Annotated in this window: 21 protein-coding genes; 7 read left to right on the forward strand and 14 right to left on the reverse strand. The window is 69.3% G+C overall.

Translation table 11 applies throughout. The features are described from left to right. Positions 1–90: 90 nt before the first annotated feature. The 10 genes from AB0I54_RS35215 to AB0I54_RS35260 are packed head-to-tail and all read right to left on the reverse strand — an operon-like array spanning position 91 to position 10,062. A complete protein-coding gene (locus tag AB0I54_RS35215) occupies positions 91–354 on the reverse strand; it encodes an alcohol dehydrogenase catalytic domain-containing protein (RefSeq protein WP_363300327.1) in 264 nt (87 codons plus the stop codon). Positions 355–387: 33 nt separating this feature from the next. Then, on the reverse strand, positions 388–1,566 hold the full coding sequence (locus tag AB0I54_RS35220; protein ID WP_363300328.1) for an acyl-CoA dehydrogenase family protein: 1,179 nt from the start codon (positions 1,564–1,566) through the stop codon (positions 388–390). 36 nt (positions 1,567–1,602) lie between these two features. Next, a complete protein-coding gene (locus AB0I54_RS35225; protein WP_363300329.1) occupies positions 1,603–2,754 on the reverse strand; it encodes an acyl-CoA dehydrogenase family protein in 1,152 nt (383 codons plus the stop codon). Continuing rightward, a complete protein-coding gene (locus tag AB0I54_RS35230) occupies positions 2,739–3,641 on the reverse strand; it encodes a 3-hydroxyacyl-CoA dehydrogenase family protein (RefSeq protein ID WP_363300330.1) in 903 nt (300 codons plus the stop codon). The genes AB0I54_RS35225 and AB0I54_RS35230 overlap by 16 nt, the downstream gene beginning before the upstream one ends. A gap of 3 nt (positions 3,642–3,644) precedes the next feature. Then, the gene (locus AB0I54_RS35235) at positions 3,645–4,448 is read right to left on the reverse strand and encodes an enoyl-CoA hydratase-related protein (protein ID WP_363300331.1); all 804 of its coding nucleotides are present in this window, start codon (positions 4,446–4,448) and stop codon (positions 3,645–3,647) included. A 15-nt stretch (positions 4,449–4,463) separates the two neighbouring features. Beyond that, positions 4,464–5,663, reverse strand: a complete 1,200-nt coding sequence (gene pcaF / locus AB0I54_RS35240; protein WP_363300332.1) for a 3-oxoadipyl-CoA thiolase — start codon at positions 5,661–5,663, stop codon at positions 4,464–4,466. Further along, a complete protein-coding gene (locus tag AB0I54_RS35245) occupies positions 5,660–7,294 on the reverse strand; it encodes an AMP-binding protein (RefSeq protein WP_363300333.1) in 1,635 nt (544 codons plus the stop codon). Before AB0I54_RS35245 ends, pcaF begins: the two co-directional genes overlap by 4 nt. Positions 7,295–7,306: 12 nt before the next feature. Continuing rightward, positions 7,307–8,053 (reverse strand): 3-oxoacyl-ACP reductase family protein, encoded by a 747-nt coding sequence (locus tag AB0I54_RS35250; protein WP_363300334.1) that lies wholly within the window; start codon positions 8,051–8,053, stop codon positions 7,307–7,309. A 34-nt stretch (positions 8,054–8,087) separates the two neighbouring features. After that, positions 8,088–9,233: an acyl-CoA dehydrogenase family protein gene (locus tag AB0I54_RS35255; RefSeq protein WP_363300335.1), complete on the reverse strand. Its 1,146-nt coding sequence runs from the start codon at positions 9,231–9,233 to the stop codon at positions 8,088–8,090. 31 nt (positions 9,234–9,264) lie between these two features. Beyond that, positions 9,265–10,062: an enoyl-CoA hydratase-related protein gene (locus AB0I54_RS35260; RefSeq protein ID WP_363300336.1), complete on the reverse strand. Its 798-nt coding sequence runs from the start codon at positions 10,060–10,062 to the stop codon at positions 9,265–9,267. 146 nt (positions 10,063–10,208) lie between these two features. Between AB0I54_RS35260 and AB0I54_RS35265 the strand changes: the two genes are divergently transcribed. After that, the gene (locus AB0I54_RS35265; protein ID WP_363300337.1) at positions 10,209–10,862 is read left to right on the forward strand and encodes a TetR/AcrR family transcriptional regulator; all 654 of its coding nucleotides are present in this window, start codon (positions 10,209–10,211) and stop codon (positions 10,860–10,862) included. A 265-nt stretch (positions 10,863–11,127) separates the two neighbouring features. Continuing rightward, on the forward strand, positions 11,128–13,176 hold the full coding sequence (locus AB0I54_RS35270) for an aconitate hydratase (protein WP_363300338.1): 2,049 nt from the start codon (positions 11,128–11,130) through the stop codon (positions 13,174–13,176). Positions 13,177–14,044: 868 nt separating this feature from the next. Here AB0I54_RS35270 and AB0I54_RS35275 read toward each other — a convergent pair. Then, positions 14,045–14,848, reverse strand: coding sequence for a VOC family protein (locus AB0I54_RS35275; protein ID WP_363300457.1), 804 nt, complete (start codon positions 14,846–14,848; stop codon positions 14,045–14,047). 380 nt (positions 14,849–15,228) lie between these two features. Here AB0I54_RS35275 and AB0I54_RS35280 point away from each other — a divergent pair, with 380 nt between their 5' ends. After that, on the forward strand, positions 15,229–16,023 hold the full coding sequence (locus tag AB0I54_RS35280) for a hypothetical protein (RefSeq protein ID WP_363300339.1): 795 nt from the start codon (positions 15,229–15,231) through the stop codon (positions 16,021–16,023). Here the strand turns inward: AB0I54_RS35280 and AB0I54_RS35285 are convergent. Both AB0I54_RS35285 and AB0I54_RS35290 read right to left on the reverse strand, forming a co-directional pair. Then, the gene (locus AB0I54_RS35285) at positions 16,020–17,654 is read right to left on the reverse strand and encodes a fucose isomerase (RefSeq protein ID WP_363300340.1); all 1,635 of its coding nucleotides are present in this window, start codon (positions 17,652–17,654) and stop codon (positions 16,020–16,022) included. The genes AB0I54_RS35280 and AB0I54_RS35285 overlap by 4 nt on opposite strands. A gap of 202 nt (positions 17,655–17,856) precedes the next feature. Further along, positions 17,857–19,335, reverse strand: a complete 1,479-nt coding sequence (locus AB0I54_RS35290) for an FGGY-family carbohydrate kinase (RefSeq protein WP_363300341.1) — start codon at positions 19,333–19,335, stop codon at positions 17,857–17,859. A 278-nt stretch (positions 19,336–19,613) separates the two neighbouring features. Between AB0I54_RS35290 and AB0I54_RS35295 the strand changes: the two genes are divergently transcribed. From AB0I54_RS35295 to AB0I54_RS35310, 4 genes are all read left to right on the forward strand, one after another. Continuing rightward, positions 19,614–20,705 (forward strand): glycoside hydrolase family 172 protein, encoded by a 1,092-nt coding sequence (locus AB0I54_RS35295; RefSeq protein ID WP_363300342.1) that lies wholly within the window; start codon positions 19,614–19,616, stop codon positions 20,703–20,705. A 153-nt stretch (positions 20,706–20,858) separates the two neighbouring features. Beyond that, positions 20,859–22,268 carry a sugar ABC transporter substrate-binding protein gene (locus tag AB0I54_RS35300; protein WP_363300343.1) on the forward strand — a complete coding sequence of 470 codons (1,410 nt, stop codon included), beginning with the start codon at positions 20,859–20,861 and terminating at the stop codon, positions 22,266–22,268. Further along, a complete protein-coding gene (locus AB0I54_RS35305) occupies positions 22,265–23,242 on the forward strand; it encodes a sugar ABC transporter permease (protein WP_363300344.1) in 978 nt (325 codons plus the stop codon). The genes AB0I54_RS35300 and AB0I54_RS35305 overlap by 4 nt, the downstream gene beginning before the upstream one ends. Further along, entirely contained in the window at positions 23,232–24,101 is an 870-nt protein-coding gene (locus AB0I54_RS35310; RefSeq protein WP_363300345.1) for a carbohydrate ABC transporter permease, read from the forward strand. The genes AB0I54_RS35305 and AB0I54_RS35310 overlap by 11 nt, the downstream gene beginning before the upstream one ends. 109 nt (positions 24,102–24,210) lie before the next feature. Here the strand turns inward: AB0I54_RS35310 and AB0I54_RS35315 are convergent, their stop codons facing one another. Continuing rightward, entirely contained in the window at positions 24,211–25,224 is a 1,014-nt protein-coding gene (locus AB0I54_RS35315) for a LacI family DNA-binding transcriptional regulator (RefSeq protein WP_363300346.1), read from the reverse strand.

Genomic DNA, 25,224 nt, shown 5'->3' on the forward strand with positions numbered 1-25,224 from the left:
GGTGCTGGACCGGCATCTGCACCACCTGCCACCAACCCCTGCCCAGCAGAACACACACGACACCAAGATCAAGAGAGACCTAACGGAGTCCTACTGGTCGCCCTCCTGAAAACGACCATCGGTCGACTCCGCGACCTCACCGACGACGTCGATCCCTCCGATCAGGGGGAAGGTGCGCACGACCTTTCCGGCTCCTGTAGCGGCGAGCGCGTCCTTGAAGTTCACGCTCGAGTACGACGTCCGGATCAGCAGCTCGCCGGCCCCTACGTCCGCGATGGGGATGTGCGTCCACTCGCCGAATACGCGGTCTCCGTCGGATCTGAGCTGGTAGGCCAGGCTGCTGTCACTGTGCATGGAGTCACCTTGGCGTTGTGTGTCCGGGCCGCATCACCGGAAGGCTGCCTCGCCGGTGAGGGTACGGCCGATGACGAGCTGGTGGACCTCGGAGGTGCCCTCGTAGGTGAGGACGGATTCGAGGTTGTTGGCGTGCCGGAGCACCGGGTACTCCAGGGTGATGCCGTTGGCCGCCAGGATGGTGCGGCACTCGCGTGCGATGGCGATCGCCTCACGCACGTTGTTGAGCTTGCCGAGGCTGATCTGCTCGGGACGGACCAGGCCGGTGTCCTTGAGCCGTCCGAGCTGCACCGCCAGCAGCATGCCCTTGCCCAGCTCCAGGGTCATGTCGGCGAGCTTGGCCTGGGTGAGCTGGTAGGCGGCCAGCGGCTTGTCGAAGATGTCCCGGTCACGGGCGTAGGCGATCGCGGTCTCCAGGCAGTCCCGCGCGGCACCGAGAGCCCCGAACACGATGCCGTAACGCGCCTCGTTGAGGCAGCTCAGCGGCCCGGACAGTCCCCGCACGCCCGGCAGGACCGCATCGGCCGGCAGCCGCACGTCCTCCAGGACGAGTTCGCTGGTGACCGAGGCCCGCAGCGACAGCTTCTTCTTGATCTCCGGTGCGGAGAAACCAGGCGTGTCGGTGGGAACGACGAACCCGCGGATTCCGTCGTCGGTCTGCGCCCACACGACGGCGACCTCGGCGACGGAGCCGTTGGTGATCCACATCTTGCTGCCGTTGAGCACCCAGTCGGTGCCGTCCCTGCGGGCGCGGGTCCGCATCCCCGCGGGATTGGAACCGAAGTCGGGTTCGGTCAGGCCGAAGCAGCCGATCGCCTCACCGGCGGCCATGCGCGGCAGCCACTGGGACTTCTGCTCCTCGCTGCCGTGCTTCCAGATCGCGTACATCGCCAGCGACCCCTGCACGGAGACCAGCGACCGCAGACCGGAGTCACCGGCCTCCAGCTCCATGCAGGCCAGCCCATAGGCGGTGGCCGTGGTGCCGGCGCAGCCGTAGCCCTTCAGGTGCATGCCCAGCACGCCCAGGGAGCCGAGCTCCTTGGCCAGCTCACGGGCGGGGATCGCGCCGGCTTCGAACCAGTCGGCGATGTGCGGCTTGATCCGGTCCTCGACGTACCTGCGGACGGTGTCGCGTATCGCGCGGTCCTCGTCCTCGAGCAGATCGTCGATGCTGAACAGGCCCAGGGGGCTCTGCGGAGTCACGGTGGCCACGGGGGAGTTCCTTTCAGATGAAGGCGCTGACGCCGGTCAGATGAAGGCGCTGATGCCGGTCTCGGCTCGGCCTATGAGGAGCTTCTGGATCTGGCTGGTGCCTTCGTAGAGGGTCATCACGCGGGCGTCGCGCATGTACTTCTGCACCGGGTACTCATCGACGTACCCGTAACCGCCGAAGGCCTGGATGGCGGCGTTCGCCGCGCGCACAGCCGCCTCGCTCGCGTAGTACTTCGCCTTGGACGCCGCCACCCCGAACGGCTCGCCCCGCTCGATCAGATCGGCGGCCCGCCACACGAGCAGCCGCGCGCAGTCCGCCTCCACCGAGATGTCGGCGATCATGTCCTGGATCAACTGGAACGACGCCAGAGGCCGACCGAACTGCCGGCGTTCCTGGGAGTACTGCACGACCGCTTCCAGGCACCCCTGGATGATGCCCACGCAGCCGGCGCCGACGGACACACGTCCCTTGTCCAGGGAGTGCATGGCAATCTTGAAGCCCTCGCCCTCCTCGCCGAGCCGCGCCGAGGCCGGGACCCGGACATCCGTCAGGAAGATCTCGGCAGTGGCCTGGCCACGCAGCCCCAGCTTGCCCTTGATCTCGCGCCGCTCGAACCCAGTTGTGCTGGTGGGCACCAGGAACGCCGAGACACCCTTGGGACCGGGTCCCCCCGTGCGGGCGAAGACCAGGCACAGATCGGCCCACGTCCCGTTGGTGATGAAGATCTTCTGACCGTTCAGGACGTAGTCGCCGCCGTCGCGGACCGCCCGCGTGGCGAGATTGCCGGCGTCCGAGCCGGTGTCCGGCTCGGTGAGCCCGAAGCAGGCGAGGATCCCACCGGTGGCGATCCCGGGCAGCCATGACTGCTTCTGCTCCTCGGTGCCGTGCGAAAGGATCACCTTGCCGACCAGGCCCATGGACACCGAGACGATGCCGCGCACCGAGGAGTCGGCCCGGCCGAGCTCCTCCATGCCAAGGCAGTAGGTGACGTAGTCACCGCCGAGGCCGCCGTACTCCTCCGGAATGGTCAGCCCGAAGAAGCCGATCTCACCCAGCTTGGGAATGATGCCGACGTCGACGCTCTCCTCCCGGTCCCACACAGCCCGGTGGGGTACGACCTCCTTGTCGAGGAACTCGCGGGCGAGCGCTTGGAAGTTCTTCTGGTCGTCGTTCAGCGCGAGGTCCATGGCGTTCCTTCGATCTTGTTGCCGTGCTGGTCGTACGCGTACCAGCCCTTGCCGGTCTTCCTGCCGAGCTCCCCGCGCTCGACCAGTTCGGTGACACTGCGGCTGGGCAGGTCCTGCGGGTCGCCGCTCTCGTCGTAGCGCGCCTTCTTGGTGTGGTAGCCGATGTCGATGCCGGTGAGGTCCATCAGCTCGAACGGCCCCATGGGGTAGCCGAGTGCGGTGCGGCACACGGTGTCGATGGCCTCGACCGAGGCGACGCCGCTCTCCAGGAGGTGGATCGCCTCGTCGCGGACTGCATTGAGGATCCGGTTGGCGACGAACCCGGGGATCTCCCTGTCCAGCACGACCGGGAGCTTGCCGAGCTGCTCGGCGAGCGCGACGGTCGCCTGAACCGTCTCGTCGGAGGTCTGCGGACCACGCACGACCTCGACACACCGCATCACCATGGCCGGGTTGAAGAAGTGCAGGTTGCAGACCCGGTCCGGCCTGCCGGTGGAGTCGGCGATCTGCGACGGCACGAAACCGGAGGAGTTGGTGGCGAGGATCGCGTGTGGCCGGGTGAGGAGGTCCAGTTCGGCGAACAGCTTCCGTTTGACGTCCAGCTTCTCCACCGCGGCCTCGATGACGAAGTCCGCCTCCACGGCCGGGCCGGCCAGATCGGTGCCGAAGCTCAGTCGGGCGAAGGCGGCGTCCCGCTCGGACTCGCTCAGCCGGCCCTTCTCCACGGCACGGGCAGTCCGCTCCTCCAGTTCCTGACGGGCCCGGTTCAGGGCCGTCGCGGCGGGGTCGTACACCGCGGTCCGGAAACCGGCCAGTGCACAGACCATGCCGATCTGGGCACCCATGGTCCCCGCGCCGATGACGAGGATCCGGTCGACCATTCTCATCGGCTACCTCCCCCGGAAGACGGGAGGACGCTTGGCCAGGAAGGCTTCCGTCCCCTCGCGCTTGTCGTCGCTGGTGTAGAGCAGCGCCTGCGCCAGGCGCTCGATGACCAACCCGGTGTGCTGGTCGGCGTCCATGCCGGAGCGGATGACCAGCTTGGCCAGGCGCACCGCGAGCGGCCCCTTGCGCAGCACCTGGTCCGCCACCCGACGAACCTCGTCCATGAGCTCCTCGGCCCGGACCACGGAAGTCACCAGTCCGATCGCGGACGCCTCGGCGGCGTCGACCATACGGCCGGTGAGGATCATCTCGATCGCCCTGCCGGTGCCCACCAGACGGGCGAGCCGCTGAGTCCCGCCGGCACCGGGGAGCACGGACAGGTTCGTCTCCGGGAGCCCGAACCTTGCGGTTTCGGCGGCGATGCGGATGTCGCAGGCCATCGCCAGCTCGCAGCCCCCGCCGAGCGCGTAGCCGTTCACGGCGGCGATCGTCGGCTTCTCGAACGCCTCGATCTCGTCGTACAGCTTCTGCATGTCCGACTCGAGTGCGGTGTGCGGGGTGTAGTCCTTGAGCTGGGTGATGTCGGCCCCGGCGATGAAGGAGTGGTCGCCGGCGCCGGTGAAGACGACGGCTCCGACGGCGTCGTCGTCGCGGAGGTCCACGAGCGCTTGGCGCAGGTCAGCCTGTACCTGCTGGTTGACGGCGTTGCGCACCTCTGGCCGGTTGACGGTGATCACGGCGACCCGGTCGGAGATGTCGACCAGGATCGTTTCGTGAACTCGCTGAGGTGTCCGTGCTGCTGTTGTCATCTGCCTCTCCACATCTCACGCGGCCTCGAGGAGCAGGGAGGCGCCCTGCCCCACGCCGACGCACATCGTCACTACGGCGCGACGGGCCTGCCGGTCCGCAAGTTCGATGGCCGCGGTGAGGGCCAGTCGGGCCCCGCTGGCGCCGAGCGGGTGCCCCAGGGCGATCGCACCGCCGTTGGGGTTCACGTGCTCCGCGTCGTCAGGCAGCCCCAGGCCGCGCAGTACCGCCAACGCCTGGGAGGCGAAGGCCTCGTTGAGCTCGAACAGGTCCACGTCCCCGATCCCGAGGCCGGATCTGTCGAGCAGCTTGCGCGTGGCCGGGTCGGGGCCGATGCCCATCACCCGCGGCTGCACCCCCACCGAAGCCGCCCCCGAGATCCGGGCCAGCGGCCTGAGTCCGTACCGTTCCACGGCCCGCTCCGAGGCGACCAGGACGGCTGCTGCACCGTCGTTGACGCCCGAGGAGTTGCCCGCGGTGACGCTGCCGCCCGGCACGATCGGCTTCAGGCGGGCGAGCGCTTCGAGTGAGGTCCGGCGCGGGTGTTCGTCCGTCTCGACCGGTGGCGTCTCGCCACGCCTGGAGGGCACCGGCACGGGCGTGATCTCGCGCGCCAGCCGTCCCCGGGCGATGGCCGCGTCCGCCCGCTCCTGCGACCGCAGCGCGAACGCGTCCTGGTCCGCGCGGGAGACGCCGTAGGTGCCGGCGACGGTCTGGGCGGTTTCCGGCATCGAGTCCGTGCCGTACGCGGCCTGCATGCGGGGGTTGACGAAGCGCCAGCCGATGGTGGTGTCGTGGATCTCGTCGGCGCGGGACCAGGCGGTGGGCGCCTTGGGCAGGACGAAGGGGGCCCGCGTCATGCTCTCCACCCCGCCGGCGACGACCAGGTCGGCCTCGCCGGCCCGCACGGACCGCGCGGCGACGGCCACGGCGTCCAGGCCGGAGGCGCACAGCCGGTTCACGGTGATCCCGGGCACCTCCACGGGAAGTCCCGCGAGCAGCCCTGCCATGCGTGCCACATTGCGGTTGTCCTCGCCCGCCTGGTTGGCGCATCCGAGGACAACCTCGTCGACGGCATCCCATGGCACGGAGCCGAGTTGCTTGGCGAGGGCCTGGATCACGTGGGCGGCAAGGTCGTCGGTGCGGACGCCGGCGAGGGCGCCTGCGTACCGGCCGATCGGGGTGCGTGTCCCCGCCACCAGGTAGGCCGTGGTCATGGCTCCCCCTGGAAGCGGTCCCGGAGCTGGAACTTCTGGATCTTGCCGCTCGGTGTCCTCGGGAAGTTCGGAAGCACCACGAGCTTCTCGGGCCAGTACTGCCGGGCCACGCCCTTCTCCTTGAGGTACTGCTGCATGTCGTCGAAGGTGAAGTCGCCGGCCTCGGGCTTGAGGACGACGCAGGCGCAGGCTCGTTCCTGCAGACGTGGGTCGGGCACGCCGACGACGGCGACGGAGTCGAGTTTGTCGTTCTCGTAGAGGACGTTCTCCACGTAGGCGACGGGGATGTTCTCGCCGCCGCGGATGATGACGTCCTTGACCCGCCCGGAGATCTTGAGGTAGCCGTCCTTGTCGATGCGGGCCAGGTCGCCGGTGTCGAACCATTCCCCGCTGTAGCTCTCCCGGGTCAGCTCCAGCCTCTCGGCATAGCCGACGAAGAGGAACGGCCCGGTCACCTGCAGACGCCCGCCGTGGTTCGGGGCGAGTTCGTCGCCCTCGGAGTCGACCACCCGTATGCGCATGCCCGGCCAGGGGTGGCCGTCGGTGTCGGCGATCTTCTCCTCCGGGTCACCGGGGATGCCGAGGGTGACCAGCGCGTTCTCGCTCTGGCCCCACCCGCCGAGCACCACCATGTGCGGCAGTTTCCGCCGGGCGTCCCTGACGAGGACCCGGGGGATGGGTGCCCCCATGCAGCAGAAGCGCTCCAGCGACGACAGGTCGTGGCCGGCCAGGTTCGGGGCGTTCAGCAGGTCGTGCAGGAACGGTGTCGCCCCGGAGGTGTAGGTGATCCGGTGCTTCTCCACCAGCTCGACGAACGCGCCTGCCTCCCAGGTTTCCTGGAAGACGCCGGTGGCCCCGGTCTGCACCGGCAGCCGGGCGCCGTACAGGAAGCCGGTCAGGTGGGCGAGGGTGGACCCCATGTGGATCACGCTCGCGTCCGTGATCCCGAGCCGGGCGGGCAGCGGATCGTTCGCGGCGACCAGGGTGTTGTGGGTGTGCATCACGCCCTTCGGCTCGCCGGTGGTCCCGGAGGTGAAGATCAGGAGCGTCACCTCGTTCGGGTCCGGCCGCAGGGCGGCGAGCCGTGAACGGTCGGGCCGCTCCTCCCGCGCGGTGGCCATGAAGTCCGACCAGGGAAGTGCGCCGCAGCGCGGCTGGTCGCCCACGACGATCACGTGCTTCAGGTCCGGCCACTGCGGGCGCAGCCGCTCGATCATGGCCGGGTAGTCGAAGCCCCGGAACTCCTCGGGGACGATGACGACCTTGGAGCGGGCCAGGCTCACCATGAAGCCGATCTCCCGCTCCCGGTAGATCGGGATCAGCGGGTTGCTGATCGCCCCGATCCGGCTCGCCGCGAAGTGGGTGACCACCCACTCGATCCGGTTCGGAAGCTGGAAGGAGACCACGTCTCCCGGCTCGACGCCGAGTTGCAGGAACCCCATGGCACACCGGTCGACCTCGTCTTTCAGCTCCGCGTAGGTGATCTGCCGGCGCGAGTCGATGAACGCGGTCTTGCCGGGGGTCCGGGCGGCGGCGTCGTCGAGGAAGTCGGTGATGGTGCGATCGCGCCAGAACCCCTGCCGGGTGTAGGCGTCGATCTGGTCCTGCGTCAGGATCGTCTCGAAGGACATCGAACCTCCGCGTCAGCTCATGGTGAGGCCGCCGCTGACGCTGACGGTCTGTCCGGTGATGTAGCCGGCCTCGTCGGAGGCGAGGAAGGCGACGGCATTGGCCAGGTCCTCGGGCCGGCCGAGCCGCCGGAAGGGGATGGCCCGGGTCAGGGCCTCCCGGAGCTTGGGGTCGTCACCGCCGAGGGAGGCGAAGAGCGCGGTGTCGGTGGGGCCGGGGCACACGCAGTTGACGTTGATCTGGTGGCGTGCCATCTCCCGCGCGATCGCCTTGGTGAACGCGATCACGCCGCCCTTGGCCGCGGAGTACACCGCCTCTCCCGAGGAGCCGACCCGGCCCGCGTCCGAGCCGAGGTTGACGACCGCACCGGACTTCGCCTCGGCCATCAGCGGCAGTACCGCCTTGCAGGTGTTGAGAACGCCGTAGAGGTTGATCTGCATCACCCGGTCCCAGTCGGCCGGGTCGGAGTCGAGGAACGGGGAGGCCTTGTCCCAGCCGGCGTTGTTGACGAGCACGTCGACGCGGCCGAACTCCCGGACCACTTCCTCGACCATGGCCTGCACCGACTCACGCGAGGTGACGTCGGTGCGGATGCCGATCGCACCGTTCCCGATGCCCTCGGCGGTCTCCTTGGCGGTCGCCTCGTTGATGTCGGTGACCACCACCGTCGCGCCCCCGGCGGCGAGCCGTTCCGCGATCGCCTTGCCGATGCCCTGACCGGCACCCGTCACGATCGCGACCTTGCTGTCGAGCTGTCCCACGGATCTTTCCCCTTCTGGTGGTTGCCGGGCCGGGTTACGGCGCATAGGTACGGCCGAGCAGGTTCCGGGCGATGACGAGCTTGGAGACCTGAGCGGTCCCGTCCCCGATCTCGAGCCCGATGACGTCACGGAGCCGCTGCCCGAGCGGGCTCTCGGCCGAGTAGCCCAGGTGTCCGAACGTGAGCAGGCACTGGTGGATCACCTCGGTCGACAGCTTCGGCGCCCAGAACTTGGCCATCGCCGCCTCGGTGCTGTGTTCCAGGCCGTGGTCCTTGCGCCAGAGGGCCTCGTAGCAGACGTGCCGCGCACCGCGGATGTAGGTGGCGTGTTCGGCCAGCGGGAAGGACACTCCCTGGAACTTGCCGATCGGCTGGCCGAACGCCTCCCGGTCCCGTGCCCACTGGAGTGCCTCGTCGAGCGAGGCCTGGGCGGCGCCGAGGCAGGCGAGCCCGATGATGGCCCGGGAGTAGTCGAAGCCCTGCATGACGGAGACGAAGCCGCCACCCTCGTCGCCGATCAGCTGGTCCCGGGAGACGGGCAGGCCGTCGAAGTGCAGTGAGGCGCGGCCGATGGAGCGGCTGCCCAGATCGTCGAACGCGGAGCGGGTCACATACCGCTCGTCGAGATCGACGTAGAACGCGCTGACCCCGCGTGCACCCTCACCACCGGTGCGGGCCAGTACGAGACCGGTGTGGGCGTTCATCCCCAGCGTGATCGAGGTCTTCTCGCCGGTCAGCCGCCACCCGTCCCCGTCGGGCTCGGCTCGCAGCTCCAGCTTCGCCGCGTCGGTGCCGTGCCCCGGCTCGGTGACGCACAACGACGGGACGGCCTCGCCCGCGGCGATCGGGGGCAGCCATTGTGCCTGTTGCGCCTCGGTGGCGTTCCGCACGAGGACGTCGCTGATGAGGGCGGTGTTGATGATGAGGTAGGTGGCGTTGAAATCGGCGCGGCCCACCTCCTCGGCCGCGAGTCCGGCGACCACCGCGGTGGCCGCCTCGCCTCCGTGGTGCTCCGGGATCCGCAGCCCGGTGAGGCCCATGCCGGCCATCTCCTTGACCAGGGCCGGGCGCAGCCGCGCGGCCTTGTCGTCGGCCTGGTAGTGCGGGGCGAGCACCCTGGTGGCGAAGCGGCGCAGCTCCTGGCGGTACGACTCCTCGTACTCGTCGAACCGGAAGTCCACTGTCTGTTCCCTTCGAAAGTGGTGCGGCGACTCAGTGCCAGTCGACGTGGCGGTTGAAGTCGGGGGTCCGCTTCTCGGCGAAGGCAGCGGCGCCCTCGAGACCCTCGGGCGAAGCGGTGAACAGATCGAGCGCCGACATCGCGAGATTGCTGAGACCGGCCTGATGGTCGGTGTCGGCGTTGAAGGACTGCTTGAGGAAGCGGATCGCGGTGGGGCTCTTCGGGGTGAGCTCCGCCGCCCAGGCCCGGGCCTCGTCCATGAGCCGGTCGGCCGGTACGACCGCGTTCACCAGGCCCATCTCCAGGGCGGCCTTCGCGTCGTACATGCGGCACCAGAACCAGATCTCCCGCGCCTTCTTCTCGCCCACGATGCGCGAGAGGTAGGCGGAGCCGAAGCCCGCGTCGAAGGAGCCGACCTTGGGGCCGGCCTGCCCGAACCGGGCGGTCTCGCTGGCGATGGAGACGTCGCAGAGAACCTGCAGGACATGGCCGCCGCCGACGGCGACGCCGTTCACCGCGGCGATGACCGGCTTGGGGATGTCACGGATCAGCTTGTGCAGGTTGCCGATCTCGAACATGCCGCTCTCGCTGGGGCCGTAGTCACCGGTCTCGGCGCGCTGCTTGACGTCGCCGCCGGTGCAGAACGCCTTGTCGCCGGCGCCGGTCAGGATCACGCACCTGACGTCCTTGTCCGCCCAGGCGAGCCGGAAGGCCCTGATCATCTCCTCGACCGTCCTGGCCCGGAAGGCGTTGTAGCGCTGGGGGCGCTCGATCGTGATGATCCCGGCGGGGCCGTCCACCACGTAGCTGATGTCCTCGAAATCCGTCATGCCAGTCCCCTCGACGTGCGGTGAACCACCATTCAGTGAATACTCATTCATTGAATGGTGGTTCACTGTTCGATGTCAAGGGGGGTCGCGTTGACAGCCCCGCGAAAAATGAACGATCATTCACCGCACGGAGGGACGGTGCTCCATTGACCACTGAGACGAGCCCGCGAGCACGCGGGGAGAAGGCACGCGAGGAACGCGTGCGCCGACGCCGCCGGGAGATCCTTCAGGCGGCGGCCCGGCTCATGGAGGAATCCGGCTACCACGCGGTGTCGATGCAGGCCGTCGCCGAGCAGGCGGAGATCAGCGTCGGCCTTATCTACACGTACTTCGGCAACAAGGAAGACCTGCTCCGCGCCGTGATCGTGGACATCCTCGAGGACTTCCAGGAGCGGGTGCCCGCCGCGATCGAGGGGGCGGGCACCGACCCGGTCGACCGGCTCTTCCGCGGATTCCAGGAGTTCTGCCGCGTCATCGACGCCAAGCTCGACGCCACCGTGCTCGCGTACCGGGAGAGTCAGACCCTCGACGTCGAGGGACGCAGGCAGCTCATGGAGCTCGAGATCCGGACGGCGGCGCCGATCAAGCAAGCCGTCGTCGACGGGATCGCCCAAGGCGTCTTCCGTGATGTCGACCCCGATCTGGTCACACACAACATCGCGCTCATCGCGCACGGCTGGGCGCTCAAGCACTGGAACCTCGCGGGCCGTTTCAGCGTGGAAGACTACGTCGAGCGCGAGTTCGAGCTGCTGCTGGCCGCCATCACGGCGGAGAAGGGGCCGGGGGAGCGCCGAAGCTGAGCTGGATCGCCGGTACTGCCCATAGCCGACGTCCGGCGCAAGCGCTGCTGCGCACTGCAGACGCTTCGCCGGCCCGCAGCCCGTCATGACCTGTTCGGTTCCGCGACCAGCCTCGTCACGGGCACACTGAGCGCGGTTGCTCTGGAGAACAGCGTGTCCACCCTGGGATTTCCGGTGCCTCATACTGCTCGGGAAGCGAAGGCGCTGCAGTCGCCCGTCACGCGTCGGCTTGCCCCCTGTGCGCAAGGCGAGCAGCCTGGGCGTTGTGACGCTCTCCCACCGCACGCTGGCACACCGGCTGATCGACGACCATCTCGTCGATGGCCGGATGGAACCGGGCTGTGAGATCGGGTTGCGGATCGACCAGACCCTTACCCAGGACGCCACCGGCACCCTCGTGATGCAGGAGCTGGAGGCCCTCGGTCTGGACCGGGTCCACACCGAGGTCAGCGTCCAGTATGTCGACCACAATCTGCTCCAGGCGGACGAGCGCAACGCCGAGGACCACGCCTTCCTGCGCTCCGCCTGCCGTCGCTTCGGAATCTGGTACTCCAAGCCCGGCAACGGCGTCTCCCACCCCACCCACATGCAGTACTTCGGCGTGCCCGGCAAGACGCTCGCCGGGTCCGACTCGCACACCTGCGCCGCCGGCTCGCTCGGCATGCTCGCCCTCGGCACCGGCGGCCTCGAGGTCGCGCTCGCCATGGCCGGACGGCCCCTGTACGTGACCATGCCGGAGATCTGGGGGATCCGCCTGACCGGCCGGCTGCCGGAGTGGGTGAGCGCCAAGGACGTGGTCCTGGAGCTGCTGCGGCGCCACGGCGTCAAGGGCGCGGTCAACCGGATCCTGGAGTACCACGGCCCGGGCCTGGAGCACCTGTCCGCCATGGACCGGCACGTCATCGCCAACATGGGCGCCGAGCTGGGCGCGACCACCTCCGTCTTCCCGGCCGACGCGGCGGTGCGCGACTTCCTGCGCGCCGAGGACCGGGAGCCCGACTTCCGTGAGCTGGCCGCCGAGCCGGACGCCGTCTACGACCTGACCGACGAGATCGACCTCTCCGCGCTCGAACCCCTCATCGCCCGGCCCACCTCACCCGGCAACGTCGTCCCCGTGCGCGAGGTCGCGGGCGAACCCATCGGGCAGGCCGTCATCGGCTCCTCGGCCAACCCGGGACTGCGCGACTTCGCCGTCGCCGCCGCCATCGTTGCCGGCCGCCAGACCGATCCGGCCGTCAGCTTCGACGTCAACCCCACCTCCCGCGAGATCCTCGCCGACCTCACCAAGACGGGCTCCACCTTCGACCTGATCGCCGCCGGCGCCCGCATCCACCAGGCCGGCTGCCTCGGCTGCATCGGCATGGGCCAGGCCCCCGCACCGGGACGCAACAGCCTGCGCACCTTCCCGCGCAACTTCCCCGGCCGCTCCGGCACCGAAGAGGACGCGGTGTGGCTGTGCTCCCCGGAGACGGCCGCCGTCTCTGCTCTCACGGGCGAAATCACCGACCCCCGCGACTGGGCGGCCAGAGAGGGAGTGTCGTACCCGGACCTGCGGCTGCCCGAGCGCGCCTCGGTCAACCGCGCCATGCTGGAGCCCGCGCTACCGCCCGAGGAGGCGGCCAGGGTCGAGCTGGAACGCGGCCCCAACATCTCCGGCCTGCCCGACTTCGACCCGCTGCCCGACGTGCTGGACGGCCCGGTCCTGCTCAAGTGCGGCGACAACGTCTCCACCGATGAGATCTCCCCGGCTGGGGCGAAGGCACTGCCGTACCGCTCCAACATCCCCAGGCTCGCCGAATTCACCTTCACCCGTATCGACCCGGACTACCCGCGGCACGCCGCTGATCTGGCCACCGGCGGCAGGCCCGGCAGGCACTTCGTCGTCGGTGGGGAGAATTACGGCCAGGGCTCCTCCCGAGAGCACGCCGCCATCACCCCACGCCACCTCGGCCTGCGTGCGGTCATCGCCAAGTCCTACGCCCGCATCCACTGGCAGAACCTGACCAACTTCGGTGTCCTACCGCTGGAGTTCGACGACCCCGGCGACTACGACCGCATCGACACCGGAGACCGGCTACGCCTGGAGAACCTCCGCACCGCCCTGGCAGCCGGGGCCGAGCCCATGATGCGGCTGCACAACCCAACGAAGGACGAGACCTATCGGGTCCGGCATCACCTCCCCGATGGCCGCCGGCGCACCGTACTCGCGGGCGGCGCCATCGCGGCCCTCGCCCACGAGGAGCGACAGAACCCGGAAAACGCTGGCACGGGCATCCCGGTCACGCCGGCGGACCCCGGCGACCTCGGCGGCTGACCTCCACCTATTCCTCCGGGGCTCCTTCGTCCATCCGGAATGTCCTGGCCCAGGTGACTGTGCCGCGGCCCCGGACAAGCGCGGCCGAGCGGCCACCGACCCGTCTCGGCGATCACATGCCCATGTGCCTCGGACCAATCCTCTTCCTCTTGGGACGACCGGTCGTCGCGGAACAGGAGAACCGCCAGGTACGGGATGTCCGGCGCGCGCTGCACGGCCAGCGGCATGCCGTCCGGGAGCACGCCGAACCGGGTCGTGTCCCGCACGGGCGGTTCGGGCAGCGTCGCCGCCAGGGCGAGGTGCCCGTGCGTGGCGAACAGGGCTTGGCCGTGCCGGCCGCCGGGAACCTTGTGGTTGCTGTCCACCGCAGAGTCCAGGGCGGCGACTGTGGCGGCGTCGGTTCCCTGGGACGTACAGGACGTCCCTCAGGTGCCGCCACCGCACCTCGATCGCTGTCCCGGGATTGTCGACGTCCTGTGATGCGTCCAGCTGAACGCTGGCCCAAGGGCTGGGTTCGGCGAAGAGAGGGTCCAGGAACGAGAGTTTCATCATCGTGCCGGGTCGTCGGTGTCTTCCCGTTCACGGCACCCCTGGCTGCCCCCCCGCCATGTGTTTTCCTGGCTGTCCGTCGGACCGAGCGCGATGGGGGTTTCCTGGGCCAGGCGCTCGCCAGCGTCGGCCCACGGCCACCTCCCGCTTCCCGTCGTCCCTGGTGTCCGGTGCTTTCACCTCTGCCGTCTGGGCATGCGAGTCCGGCTGCGGCGGCGATCGTGGAGCCCCTACGCAGTCGGGGTTCCGCTCGGGCCTCGCACGCAGCAGCCCTGAGGCGGTAGACGGCCGCATGTACCAAGGGCGTCCCAGTGGGACGTCAGCGCCACCGACGCGAGGTCACCGTGAACTGGGCGCCGTCGGGGTCGCGCAGCACAGCTACGTGCTCGCCCTCCGCCAGGACGCTGCCGCCGTGTTGCTCCGCGGCCCGGGCGCACGGTTCCACGTCGGCCACGGCGAAGTGGACCTGCCAGTGCGGCCGGACCGAAGGGTCGGGTGGCGTCTCCACCGAGCCCGACTCGATGCGGGCGACGACATCGCCCCGGCTGCGCAGCAGGACTACGTCCCCGGCGTACTCGACCTCGCAGCAGCCGGGGAGGTCCGAGGCCCAGTCGAGGATCTCGGCGTAGAAGATGGCGGCGTCGAAGGCGTCACGGGTGTAAAGGGTGATGAACGTCCGTGCGGCCTGCCGCCATGCCTCCCACTCGGTGACGAGTTTCCCCTGCCAGATCCCGAAGGTGGCGCCGTCCCGGTCGGCGAGCAGCGCCGCTCTTCCAGGAAGGAAGGAGATCGGCCCGACCGCGACGGTGGCGCCGCGCTCCCGGACGCGGGCCACCGCTTCGTCCGCGTTCGCCACGGCGAAGTACGGCGTCCAGGACACGGCCGTCTGCCACGTCGTGGCCACCCCCGCAATCCCAGCGACGGGTACCCCGTCCGCCAGCGCGGTCCGGAAACGGTCGCCCAGTCTCGCATTGCGGTATCGCCATCCCAGCACGGCACCGTAGAAGTCCTGCGTGGCGTTGAGATCGCGGCTGGTCAGACTCACCCAGCACGGCGCGCCGAACGTGGAAGGCGTGGAAACGACGTCCGTCGCATCTGAGGAGTGTGTCGAGTCGTGATGCATGTCCATCGCGCCATGGTCTCGGAGCGGGTGACCGCTGTTTTCCGGTGTCCAACCAGAGTTCTGATCCTACTTATCGCCTGCCCTGAACTCGTTGACCTGAAAGCAGGCTCAAGCTTTGTCCGTAAAGGGGTCGGTTGTTCCTGCCTCTGGTACCCCACGCGAGTCCGGTCCCTTGGGTGGGTTCGCGGCTCCCACCCATCCGGCGCATATCGCGCACCTGGCGCACTTCGTTGGTTCTTCCGTGGCAGCGCAGCGACGCGGCTCAGGTGTGCCGTACACGGAATTGCGGGTGCAGCTGCAGCGCGTCCTGGCGTGCAGCGAGTCCGCCCGCGCGGACAATCCCTGTGCCGGGTGGTGCCCGGGCGGCGAACACGGCAGGTGTGCCGAAGCAGGCATACCGGCACGACACGCTGTCGGCGGGCTACCGGCTCAACCGGGTCCGGCTCACAGAAGCATTTGCGACTGCGGCCGCGGCGAGAGACGACCGCGCCCGGCGGACAGCCGAGCGCATCGTCGCCAGGCACGGCGCGAACCTAACCGTTGAAGACTGCGACATCCGCACCTGGTACCGGCTGTGGGGCAAAACCCTCCAGGCCACCACACCCGGCAGACTCATTACCGCCATCGGCCGGGAATGCGAGAAGACCGGCGGGCGGATGCTTCGCGCCTCCACCTTCACCACCAAGCTGTCCCAGACTTGCTTCTGCGGCACGAAGGTCGCCAAAACCCTCGCCGACCGGATCCACGCCTGCACCTCATGCGGATTCATCGGCGACCGCGACAAGGTCTCCGCCGCCCTCAACGCCCACGTCCGGCTCAACGATCCGGACGACCCCAGCACTGCGCGCCTGGACATCGTCCAGGCGCGCCATACACAGGTCCTCTTTGAACCAGCGCTGCAAGAAGCCCTGTCGAGTCAACCGCAGCGCGGTGCCCGCCCCGCACGGGGCCGCACCCACGCGGCAGCCCCCACATCGGGACACCCCGATCACGGGCCTCTGCTCGACACAACACACCGACCGGTACCGGACAAACCCCGAATGAGACCCGACCCGCGAACGAGCGGCACAAGGCCCACGTCGGAACAGCCGGCTACACGGACAACACGCCACCCAGGCGCGTCCGCTCCGCACAGACACCGGACGGACATCACAGCACTACGTGATTACTCTTAGAGCGACACGTCCCCGCACAGGTGCACCTCGACGCCCAGTTCGGCGAAGAAGGCCGCCTTGGCGCGCAGCGCCTTGTCCGCGGTCGCCGCGTCGGGGGCGTACGCGACGTTGAGGTGGTTGGCGCGGTGGCGGGCCATGAACTGGTCGCGGGTGATGCCGTGCAGGACCGCGTGCATGATCGGCCACTGGTGGTTGGTGGCCTTCAGCCGGCGCCGGGTCTCCTCTTCGGGCAGCTCGATCGACGTGGCGCGGCCGAGGTCGACGTGCAGCCGGCCGTCCATCAGGAACACGCGCGACCAGACGATCTCGCCCGGCTTGGAGACACCGCTGAGGGTGCCGCCGCCGAGCGGGAAGAACATCGGGGGCTGGCGCATGCTGTACGACTTGTCGTAGCCGCCGTTGTGGGAGGCGGGCACCGAGCCGGAGATCTCGAAGACCCAGACGAACCGGCCGTCGTGCTCCTCGCCCCAGCGAATGTCGTGCAGCGTGGTGGCCGGGTCGAGACCCATCGCCGTCCAGATGCGGTTGGTGACGAGGGAGTCGACGGCGACGCCCTCGTCCACCTCGTTGAAGTGGGGCAGCGGCGTGCCAGCGTAGAGCTCACGGGCGCCGTCGCGGCTGAGCACCGGCGGGCGCTGGACGTTGTTGAGCAGTCCCTCGGCGAGGTCGCTGGCCGGGACGGTGTCCTTCAGGCCCTGCTGGTACTGGATGCCGACCGCGTCGAGCCCGAAGTCGTCGGCGATGCGCAGCGCGGCGATGTACATCTTGAACTGGCTGAGCAACTGCGCGTCGGTGAGCTCGGTGGCCTCGTCGGTGCCGGTGCGGAAGGTCATGCCCGCGTGGTCGAGCCAGGCGCGGACCGCCTGTGCCTCCTCGTCGGAGACCTTCTTCATCTCGGCGACCAAGGCGCTCTGCGACAGGCGCTCCTTGTAGATGCCGAGCGGGTTGAGGAACTCGTCGTCGATGATGGCGTTGTACATGCCCATGCAGCCCTCGTCGAAGACGCCGATGATCGCCTTCTCCTCACGCAGCTGGCGGGCGAGGGCCACGCCCAGTTCGGTCTCCGGGTCCTGCGGCAGGGGCGGCAGGGGCCGGACGTGGCTGGTGTCGTGGGTGAGGGTGCCCGTCTCCAGCCAGGTGCGCAGGCCCTCGCGCGCCCACTCGTCGGTGAAGTCGGTGCTCCACAGGACGGAGTAGTCGCGTCCCGCCTTGGTGAGGCTGCCGGCGAGGTTGAGCAGGCCGACCAGGCCCGGGAACTCACCGCTCCAGTTGGCCACGACCAGGATCGGGCCCTCGTGGCTGCGCAGACCGGCGAGGACGTGGTGGCTGTACTGCCAGACGGCCTCGACGACGATCAGCGGGGCGTCCTTGGGCAGGGTCTTGAAGACCTCGATGCCGGCGCGCTGGCTGTCGATGAAGCCGTGGTCCTTGGCCTCGTCGACCGCGTGGCCGCGGCGCAGCTTCCAGCCGAGGTCCGTCACGGCCGCGGCGAGGTCGCCCTCCAGCTTCTGCTGGGTGGGCCAGCAGGTGACGTTGGCGGCAGGTCGCAGGTCGCCGCTGGCCACGGTGTGGACGGTGTGCGGCTCGGCGGCCGGCGGCCGGTTGAGCTCGGGCAGGGAGTACGTGGTCATGCGGTCTCCGTAGGTTGTGCGTTCGGCCCCGGAGCGGGGCCGCTGTGTCGAGCAATGGGTGAATCCGGTGTGACGGGCCCATGGCGGCAGGCCGGTGCCGGCCGTCAGGGGGTGGCGGCGACCGGCCCTCGCCGAGCAGGTGGCGCGGGGCCGTCTGCGGGCAGGCGGAGGTGGCCGTCTGCGGGCACGCACGAGGTGCCCGTCAGCGCTCCTGCAGTGCCGCCAGGGCATGGACGACGTCCGCGCTGTCCGGGTACAGCCGCCGGTAGAGGGCGTACGACGCGTCGTAGCGCGCGGTGTTTTCGGCGCTCGGCGTCACCGTCTCGCGCACCGGGTTCCAGTCGTCGACGGACGCGTCCCCGACGAGCTGGGCGGCCAGCAGCGCGCCGCCGTAGCTGGCGCCGATGGTGGTGGTGCGCAGCTCCTGCGGGCGGCCGGTGATGTCGGAGACGATCTGCGTCCACTGGGAGCCCTGGGTGCCGCCGCCGACGGCGACCACGCGGCGGATGTCGCCGCCGGCCTCCTCGATGACCTCGATGTTGTGGCGGACAGCGAATCCGGTGGCCTCCAGGGCGGCCCGGTAGAGGTCGCCGCGGGTGTGGGAGAGGGTCAGCCCGGCGATCACTCCGCGGGCGTCCGGGTCCATGAGCGGGGTGCGCTCGCCGGAGAAGTACGGCAGCATCAGCAGGCCGTTGGCGCCCGGGCCGGACTCGGCGGCCAGGCGGGTGAGCTCGGTGTGGTCGGTGCCGTCGAACAGGTCGCGCAGCCAGTTGGTGACCGCACCGGAGGTGGCCATGCCGCCCGCCAGGTTCCGGGTCCCGGGCAGCGCGCCGACCGTGCCCCACAGGGACGGGCTCGTGAGCGGCTTCGGCACGGTGTGGACGAGGAACATGGTGGTGCCGTACATCAGCATCAGGTCGCCGGTGTTCTGCGCGCCCACGCTCAGTGCCTCGGCCCAGGCGTCGATGGTGCCGGTGGTGACGGGGATGCCCGCGGGCAGGCCTGTCTCCCGGGCGACCTCGGCGGTGACGGTGCCGGCCGCCTCGCCAGACCAGCGCAGCGGCGGCAGCTCGATGCCGGGGGCCACCTCGGCCGCCCATGGGGCGTACCACTGACAGGCGTTCGTGTCGTACAGCGGGGTGCACTGGCTGGCCGAGTGGTGGTCGAGGACGTAGGCGCCGGTGAGCTGCCGGACCAGCCAGGAACTGGGCATGTAGAGGCGACGGGCCCGGGCGTAGGGCTCGGGCTCCTCCTCGGCGATCCAGGCGATCTTCGGGCCCGCGGCCTGGGTGGTCAGGGCCGAGCCGCAGCGCCGGATGATCTCGTCGGCGCCGAGCCGCGCCTCGATGCGTTCGATCTGGCGGACCGAGCGGGTGTCCACGCCGTAGAGGACGGCGGGGCGCAGCGGGGTGTCGTGCTCGTCGGTCAGCAGGACGCAGGGTCCCATGCCGCTGACGCCGACGGAGAGGACGGTGGTGTCACCCGGGCCGGTCAGCTCGCGGGCGAGTTCGGTGAACTCGCGCCACCACACGGAAGCGTCCATTTCGAAGCGGCCGGGTCCCGGCCTGGCGGGTCTGTGCTCCCGTACGGCCGAGCGGATCAGAGAACCGTCGAGGCCGACGAGGACGCCCTTGCTGCTCGACGTGCCGATGTCCACGCCGATGACTGCGTTGCGAGGCATGCCCAGGACCATCGCAGAAATCGATTTCAGGGTCAAGCGTCCACGCGTGGCCCACGGTTTCTCCTGGTGAGAGGCCTTGTGTGAGACCTGGCCGTCATCTGAGTGCCCCTGGACGTCTCACCTCTTGACACCCCCGAGGACCCCCTCTACGTTTCGGTGAAATGGATTTCAGAGGTGTTTCACCGAGGTGTCGGTGCCACCTCGCTCTTCCCGCGCCCCACGGTGCCCGTGCCGGCCCGCGGCGCGCGCCCCGTACTCCATCATGAGGGCAAGACACGATGACGACCTTTGGACTCGACGGCATCTCCCGCAGGACGCGTGCGGTCAGCCGTTCCATCAGCGCCGAGAACTTCACCGGCGCCAAATCCGGCGGCGGCCGCGCCACGGAGGGCACCGGAGCGGTGGCGGCGAGCCGGCTGGGACCGGGCTGGAAGATCTCGCCCAGCATCGACATCGCCGCCGGTGAGACGGCGGTGCTCGCCGACATCGAGGGCCCCGGCACCATCCGCCACCTGTGGTGCACCACCGACCCGCACACGGCGTGGCGGGGCACCCTGCTGCGGATGTACTGGGAGGGCGAGGAGGACCCGGCCGTCGAGGTGCCGCTCGGCGACTTCTTCTGCAACGGCTGGAACACCTTCAGCCAGGTCTCGTCCGTGCCGGTGGCGGCCAACCCCAACGGCGGCTTCAACGCCTACTGGCCGATGCCGTTCCGCCGCGGGGCGCGCATCACCCTGGAGAACCTGACCGCCGAGAAGGTCACGCTCTACTACCAGGTCGACTACGAACTGGACGAGGTCGGCGACGACGCCTCCTACTTCCACGCCCAGTGGCGCCGCAGCCACCCGGTCCCCTTCGGCGAGGTGCACACCCTGCTCGACGGCGTCACCGGCGCCGGCAGCTACGTCGGCACCTACCTGGCCTGGGGCGTCAACAGCCCGGGCTGGTGGGGCGAGGGCGAGCTGAAGTTCTACCTCGACGGCGACGACGAGTTCCCGACGATCTGCGGCACCGGCACCGAGGACTACTTCGGCGGCGCCTGGAACTTCGACGTCCCCGGCCAGGGCTACACCGCCTACACCACTCCCTACCTGGGCCTGAACCAGATCCTGCGCCCCGACGGGCTGTACCGCAGCCAGCAGCGGTTCGGCATGTACCGTTGGCACGTCCTGGACCCGATCCGGTTCTCCGAGGACCTCCGCGTCACCGTGCAGAGCCTCGGCATCGGCCCGGGCCAGGGCAACGGCCTGCCGCACCGCTACCGGCACACCAGTGACGACATCGCGAGCACCTCGATCTTCTACCTGGACGCACCCAGCTCCGCGTCCCGTCCGGCCACGCCGGACCTCCTCACGCTGGAAGTCGACTGACCGCCGTACGCGAGTCGCTTCCGGGTGACCGGCCCCCCGCACGCGGGGCCGGTTCCCAGGATCCGCCCCAGGGCCGCCCCCAGGATCCGCCCCGGGGCCGCCCCCAGGATCCGCTCTTCCCAAGGCCCATCACACCTCGACAGGAGCGCACGCATGCTCCAGCACGGCAAAGAAGCCGAGCCCGCGGTCCCCACCGTCCAGGCGGCGGTGCGGACAGACCGCCTGGCCCAGTTCGCCTCCCGCCGCCGCTTCCTCACCGGCCTCGCCGGCGCCGGGGCGGCCTTCGCCTCCCCCGCCCTGCTCACCGGCTGCGGCACGGCATCGGCCAAGGGCGCCACCATGAAGTTCTGGAACTTCTACGCGCCGCAGAACTCGCCGGATCCGGCGATCCGGGCCCAGGCCAAGTGGTTCACCGACTTGATCGACCTGTGGAACTCCAGCCACTCGCCCAAGATCGAACTGGTCTACATCCCCGTCGGCGACTACACCAACGGCGCCAAACTGCCCACCGCGTTCGCCACCGGCGCGGGCCCGGACATCTTCCTGCTCAGCCCTGGCGACTTCCTGAGGTACTACAACGGCGGCGTGCTGGCCGATCTCACGCCGCACCTGGACCACGGAGTGGTGAAGGACTACGGCACGGCGCTGACCAGCCGGATGGTCGACGGCAAGGTGTACGCCCTGCCGATGGAGGTCGAGCCGCTGGCGATGTTCTACTCGATCGACACCTGGGAGAAGGCGGGCCTGTCGGAGGGCGACATCCCCACCACCTGGGACCAGATGCTCGGTCTGGGGGACAAGCTGCGCACGAGGACCAGGGCGGGCGTGGCCTTCGAGTGCCTTCCCGGCTACTTCCAGAACTTCACCTGGTACCCGTGGATGTGGCAGGGCGGCGGCGACGTGGTGGACAAGCAGGGCAACATCGTCTTCGACTCCAAGGCGACCCGGCAGGCACTGCAGATGTGGCAGGACGCCGTGAAACACGGCATCGCGCCCCGCACCAATCCCGCCGCGGGCGACGTCATCGGCGGCTTCAAGGGCGGCAACGTCGCGATGTGGCAGACGGGCATCTGGAACGTCGCCAGCTTCAAGGCGTTCGCCCCCAAGTACCGTTACGGCGTTTTCAAGCTCCCGGCCCCGTCGGGCGGCAAGTACGTCACCACGTTGGGCGGCTGGTCGTTCTGCGCCAACGCGCAGGGCAGCAACAGCGAGGCCGCGGCCGAGTTCTGCGCCTGGGCGATCGGCTCGATGAAGGACGACGCCATCGACCGGATGGTGGACTGGTGCATCCGCGCCAAGTCGGACGTGGCGCCCCGCACCACCGCGCTGGAGCGCGGCGCGGCCAAGGGCGGCTACGACTCGACGATCATGAAGAAGTTCAAGGACGAGGTCTTCCCCGGGGGCCGTGCCGAGCCGCGCTATCCCCCGGTCGTCTACAAGGCGATCTCCGATGCCATCCAGGCGACCATGCTCACCGGCGCGGACGTGGCCGCCGAGACCCAGCGGGCCGCCGAGTCGATGAAGGCCTACACCAAGAGCTACCAGGGGGCGAGTCTGGTATGAGCAGTGTGACCGCACATGACACAGCGGGGGCGAAGTCCCGCACCACGGGCCGGTCCACGGCCCAGACACCCGCTTCTGCACGTCCGCGGCTCAGCCGCCGGCATCGCGAGTGGCTGGCGGCCGGCCTCTTTCTCGCCCCGGACGCCCTCGGCCTGCTGGTGTTCGTCGGCATCCCGATGGTGCTCTCCGTCGTGCTGAGCCTGTTCCAGGTCAGCGGCTTCGGCAGTTACCAGTGGGTCGGGCTCGGCAACTACGACCGGATGTTCCACGACCCGCTGTTCTGGCAGTCGATGAAGATCACCGGAATCTATGTGGTGGTCCTGGTGCCCGTGCTGTTCTGCCTGAGTCTCGGCCTCGGGCTGCTGGTCAAGCAGAAGCTGCCCGGCGTGGGCGCCTTCCGCACCGCGCTGTTCATGCCGTACGTGATCAGCCTCGTGGTGGTGGGCGTGCTCTGGAAGTTCATGCTCGACGACCAGGTCGGGATAGTGAACAAGGCCATGCGGGCGGCCGGCTTCGGCGGCGCGTCCTGGCTCGGCTCCCCGGGGCTGGCGCTCGGCTCGGTCATCGCCGTGATGACGTGGGTGATGATGGGCTACTACATGATCATCTTCCTGGCCGGGCTCCAGGAGATCCCGCAGGAGTACTACGAGGCCGCCCGGATCGACGGCGCGAGCGCCTGGAGGTCGTTCCGCTCGATCACCTGGCCGCTGCTCCGCCCCACCAGCTTCTTCGTGCTGCTGATGTCGACGGTCGCGGCCATCACCGGCGGCCTCGACCTGCTCTTCGTGCTGACCAAAGGCGGTCCGGCCAACGGCACTTCGCTGGCGATCTACTACATCTACCAGCAGGCCTTCACCTTCGGGGAGTACGGATACGCGTCGGCCATGGGCACCTTCCTGGTGCTGATCATGGTCGTCTTCGCCGGGGTGATCTTCAAGGTGACGAAGGGCGGGAGGTTCGACGATGGCGAGTGACGTGGCGACGGGCGGAGCGAAGGCGCGGGGCGCCGGCGGCTCCGGGACCATCGGCAGGACCAGCCGCATCTGGCTGACGGTGCTGGCCGTCGCGGTGTCCCTGGTGAGCGTGTTCCCGGTGCTGTGGATGGTCGACTCCGCGTTCAAGACACGCAGCACGGTCACCGACGGCCGGCTCATACCCACGGAGTTCACGTTCCAGAACTTCGTCGACGTCTTCACCCAGGTGCCGTTCGGGCGCTTCCTGTGGAACAGCTTCTTCGTCTCCGCGGTGATCACCATCGTGTCGCTGTTCTTCCACTCGATGGCCGCCTACGCGCTGGCCCGGCTGCGCTTCCCGGGCCGCGAGAAGGTCTTCGGGTTGATCTTCTCGACGCTTCTGGTCACCCCGCCGGTGGTGCTGATCCCGCTGTTCGTCGTGGCTCGTGAGCTGCACCTGCTCAACAGCTACGCGGGCCTGATCATCCCGGCCATCTTCAACGCGTTCGGCATCTTCCTGCTGCGCCAGTTCTACCTGGGACTGCCCAAGGAGCTGGAGGAGGCGGCGATCGTGGACGGCTGCGGCCACTGGCGGGTCTACTGGAACATCGTCCTGCCGATGTCCCGGCCGATCCTCTCGGCCCTGGCGATCTTCTTCTTCCTCGCCAACTGGAACGCCTTCGTCTGGCCGCTGGTGGCCACCAACGACCAGAGCCTCACGGTGATCCAGCTCGGCATCGCCTCGTTCGCGACCCAGGCCGCCTCCAACTGGAACTACATCCTGGCGGCGGCGACGGTGGCCGCACTGCCCATGCTGGTGCTGTTCTTCGTCTTCCAGCGGCAGATCGTGGAGTCGATCAAGACGTCCGGTCTCAAGTAGCGGCTCCGCAGCAGCGGCACAGCAAGCGAAAGGGGCGTCGCACCGGTCCTTCGACCGGTGCGACGCCCCTTTCGGCGTCCTCCGCGTGCGTCGGGCGCCGCCGCGTTTGTCATTCCGAGGCGACCGGCCCGGCGGTGCTCTCCCGGATCTGGAGCGTGGTGCGCAGCACCACGGTCTGCAGCGGTGCCTTACTGCCCTCCATGCGCTGCAGCAGCAGGTCGGCGGCGGTGCGCCCGAGTTCGTACGAGGGCAGCTCGACCGCCGTCAGCGGCGGTCGCACCAGCGACGCCCACGGGACGTCGCCGAAGGAGAGGACGCCGACGCCGGGCGGAGTGCGGCCGACCTCGTCCAGGGCGTTGAGGACACCGATGGTCATGAGGTTGTTGGTGACGAACACCGCGTCCGGCGGCTCGGGCAGGGCCAGCAGCTCGCGCATCGCCGCCCGGCCGCCTTCGACCCGGAAGTCGGCGTGCCGTACGTAGGTGTCGTCGGCCACGGCCCCGGCTCTGCGTGCGGCGTGCAGCGCCGAACGGTAGCCGGCCAGCCGCTCCTCGGAGGTGGAGGCGCCCTCGGGTCCGGTGATACAGGCGATCCTGCTGTAGCCGGCCTGCAGCAGATGGCGGGTGGCCACCTCACCTCCGTGCCGATCGTCGACTCTGACCGCGTCCACCTCGGCGTCGTGCGGCCGCCGGTCGACGGCTACCACGGGCACGCCGCGGGCGATCAGCGGACCCAGATCCGTGTCGTCCTGAGAGGCCACCGCGACGATCACACCCGCCATCTGCTCACCGAGCGCGACCTCGAGGTAGCGCCGCTCCTTGCCGGTGTCCTCGTCGGAGTTGCACAGGACGACCGAGAGGCTGGTGCGCTGCGCGGCGTCCTCGACACCGCGGGCGAGCGAGGTGAAGAACGGGTTCTCGATGTCCGGGATGATCAGGGCGATCACGCTGGAGCGCTGCTTGCGCAGCGAGCGCGCCAGCCGATTGGGCGCGAAACCGAGGGCCTCGGCGGCCTGTTGCACGGACTGGGCGCGTTCCGGTGTGACCCTGCCGCCGTTGAACACGCGCGACACGGTCGCCGGGGATACTCCGGCGGCTCGCGCCACGTCATGGATCGTCACCAC

This window comes from Streptomyces sp. NPDC050625 (genome assembly GCF_040654755.1).
Lineage (GTDB): Bacteria > Actinomycetota > Actinomycetes > Streptomycetales > Streptomycetaceae > Streptomyces.

Coding starts and splice junctions, on each gene's coding strand:
- AB0I54_RS35215 (WP_363300327.1), bottom strand. CDS start 354: ATGCACAGTGACAGCAGCCTGGCCTACCAGCTCAGATCCGACGGAGAC.
- AB0I54_RS35225 (WP_363300329.1), bottom strand. CDS start 2,754: ATGGACCTCGCGCTGAACGACGACCAGAAGAACTTCCAAGCGCTCGCC.
- AB0I54_RS35230 (WP_363300330.1), bottom strand. CDS start 3,641: ATGAGAATGGTCGACCGGATCCTCGTCATCGGCGCGGGGACCATGGGT.
- AB0I54_RS35235 (WP_363300331.1), bottom strand. CDS start 4,448: ATGACAACAGCAGCACGGACACCTCAGCGAGTTCACGAAACGATCCTG.
- pcaF (WP_363300332.1), bottom strand. CDS start 5,663: ATGACCACGGCCTACCTGGTGGCGGGGACACGCACCCCGATCGGCCGG.
- AB0I54_RS35245 (WP_363300333.1), bottom strand. CDS start 7,294: ATGTCCTTCGAGACGATCCTGACGCAGGACCAGATCGACGCCTACACC.
- AB0I54_RS35260 (WP_363300336.1), bottom strand. CDS start 10,062: ATGACGGATTTCGAGGACATCAGCTACGTGGTGGACGGCCCCGCCGGG.
- AB0I54_RS35275 (WP_363300457.1), bottom strand. CDS start 14,848: ATGCATCACGACTCGACACACTCCTCAGATGCGACGGACGTCGTTTCC.
- AB0I54_RS35285 (WP_363300340.1), bottom strand. CDS start 17,654: ATGACCACGTACTCCCTGCCCGAGCTCAACCGGCCGCCGGCCGCCGAG.
- AB0I54_RS35290 (WP_363300341.1), bottom strand. CDS start 19,335: ATGCCTCGCAACGCAGTCATCGGCGTGGACATCGGCACGTCGAGCAGC.
- AB0I54_RS35295 (WP_363300342.1), top strand. CDS start 19,614: ATGACGACCTTTGGACTCGACGGCATCTCCCGCAGGACGCGTGCGGTC.
- AB0I54_RS35300 (WP_363300343.1), top strand. CDS start 20,859: ATGCTCCAGCACGGCAAAGAAGCCGAGCCCGCGGTCCCCACCGTCCAG.
- AB0I54_RS35305 (WP_363300344.1), top strand. CDS start 22,265: ATGAGCAGTGTGACCGCACATGACACAGCGGGGGCGAAGTCCCGCACC.
- AB0I54_RS35310 (WP_363300345.1), top strand. CDS start 23,232: ATGGCGAGTGACGTGGCGACGGGCGGAGCGAAGGCGCGGGGCGCCGGC.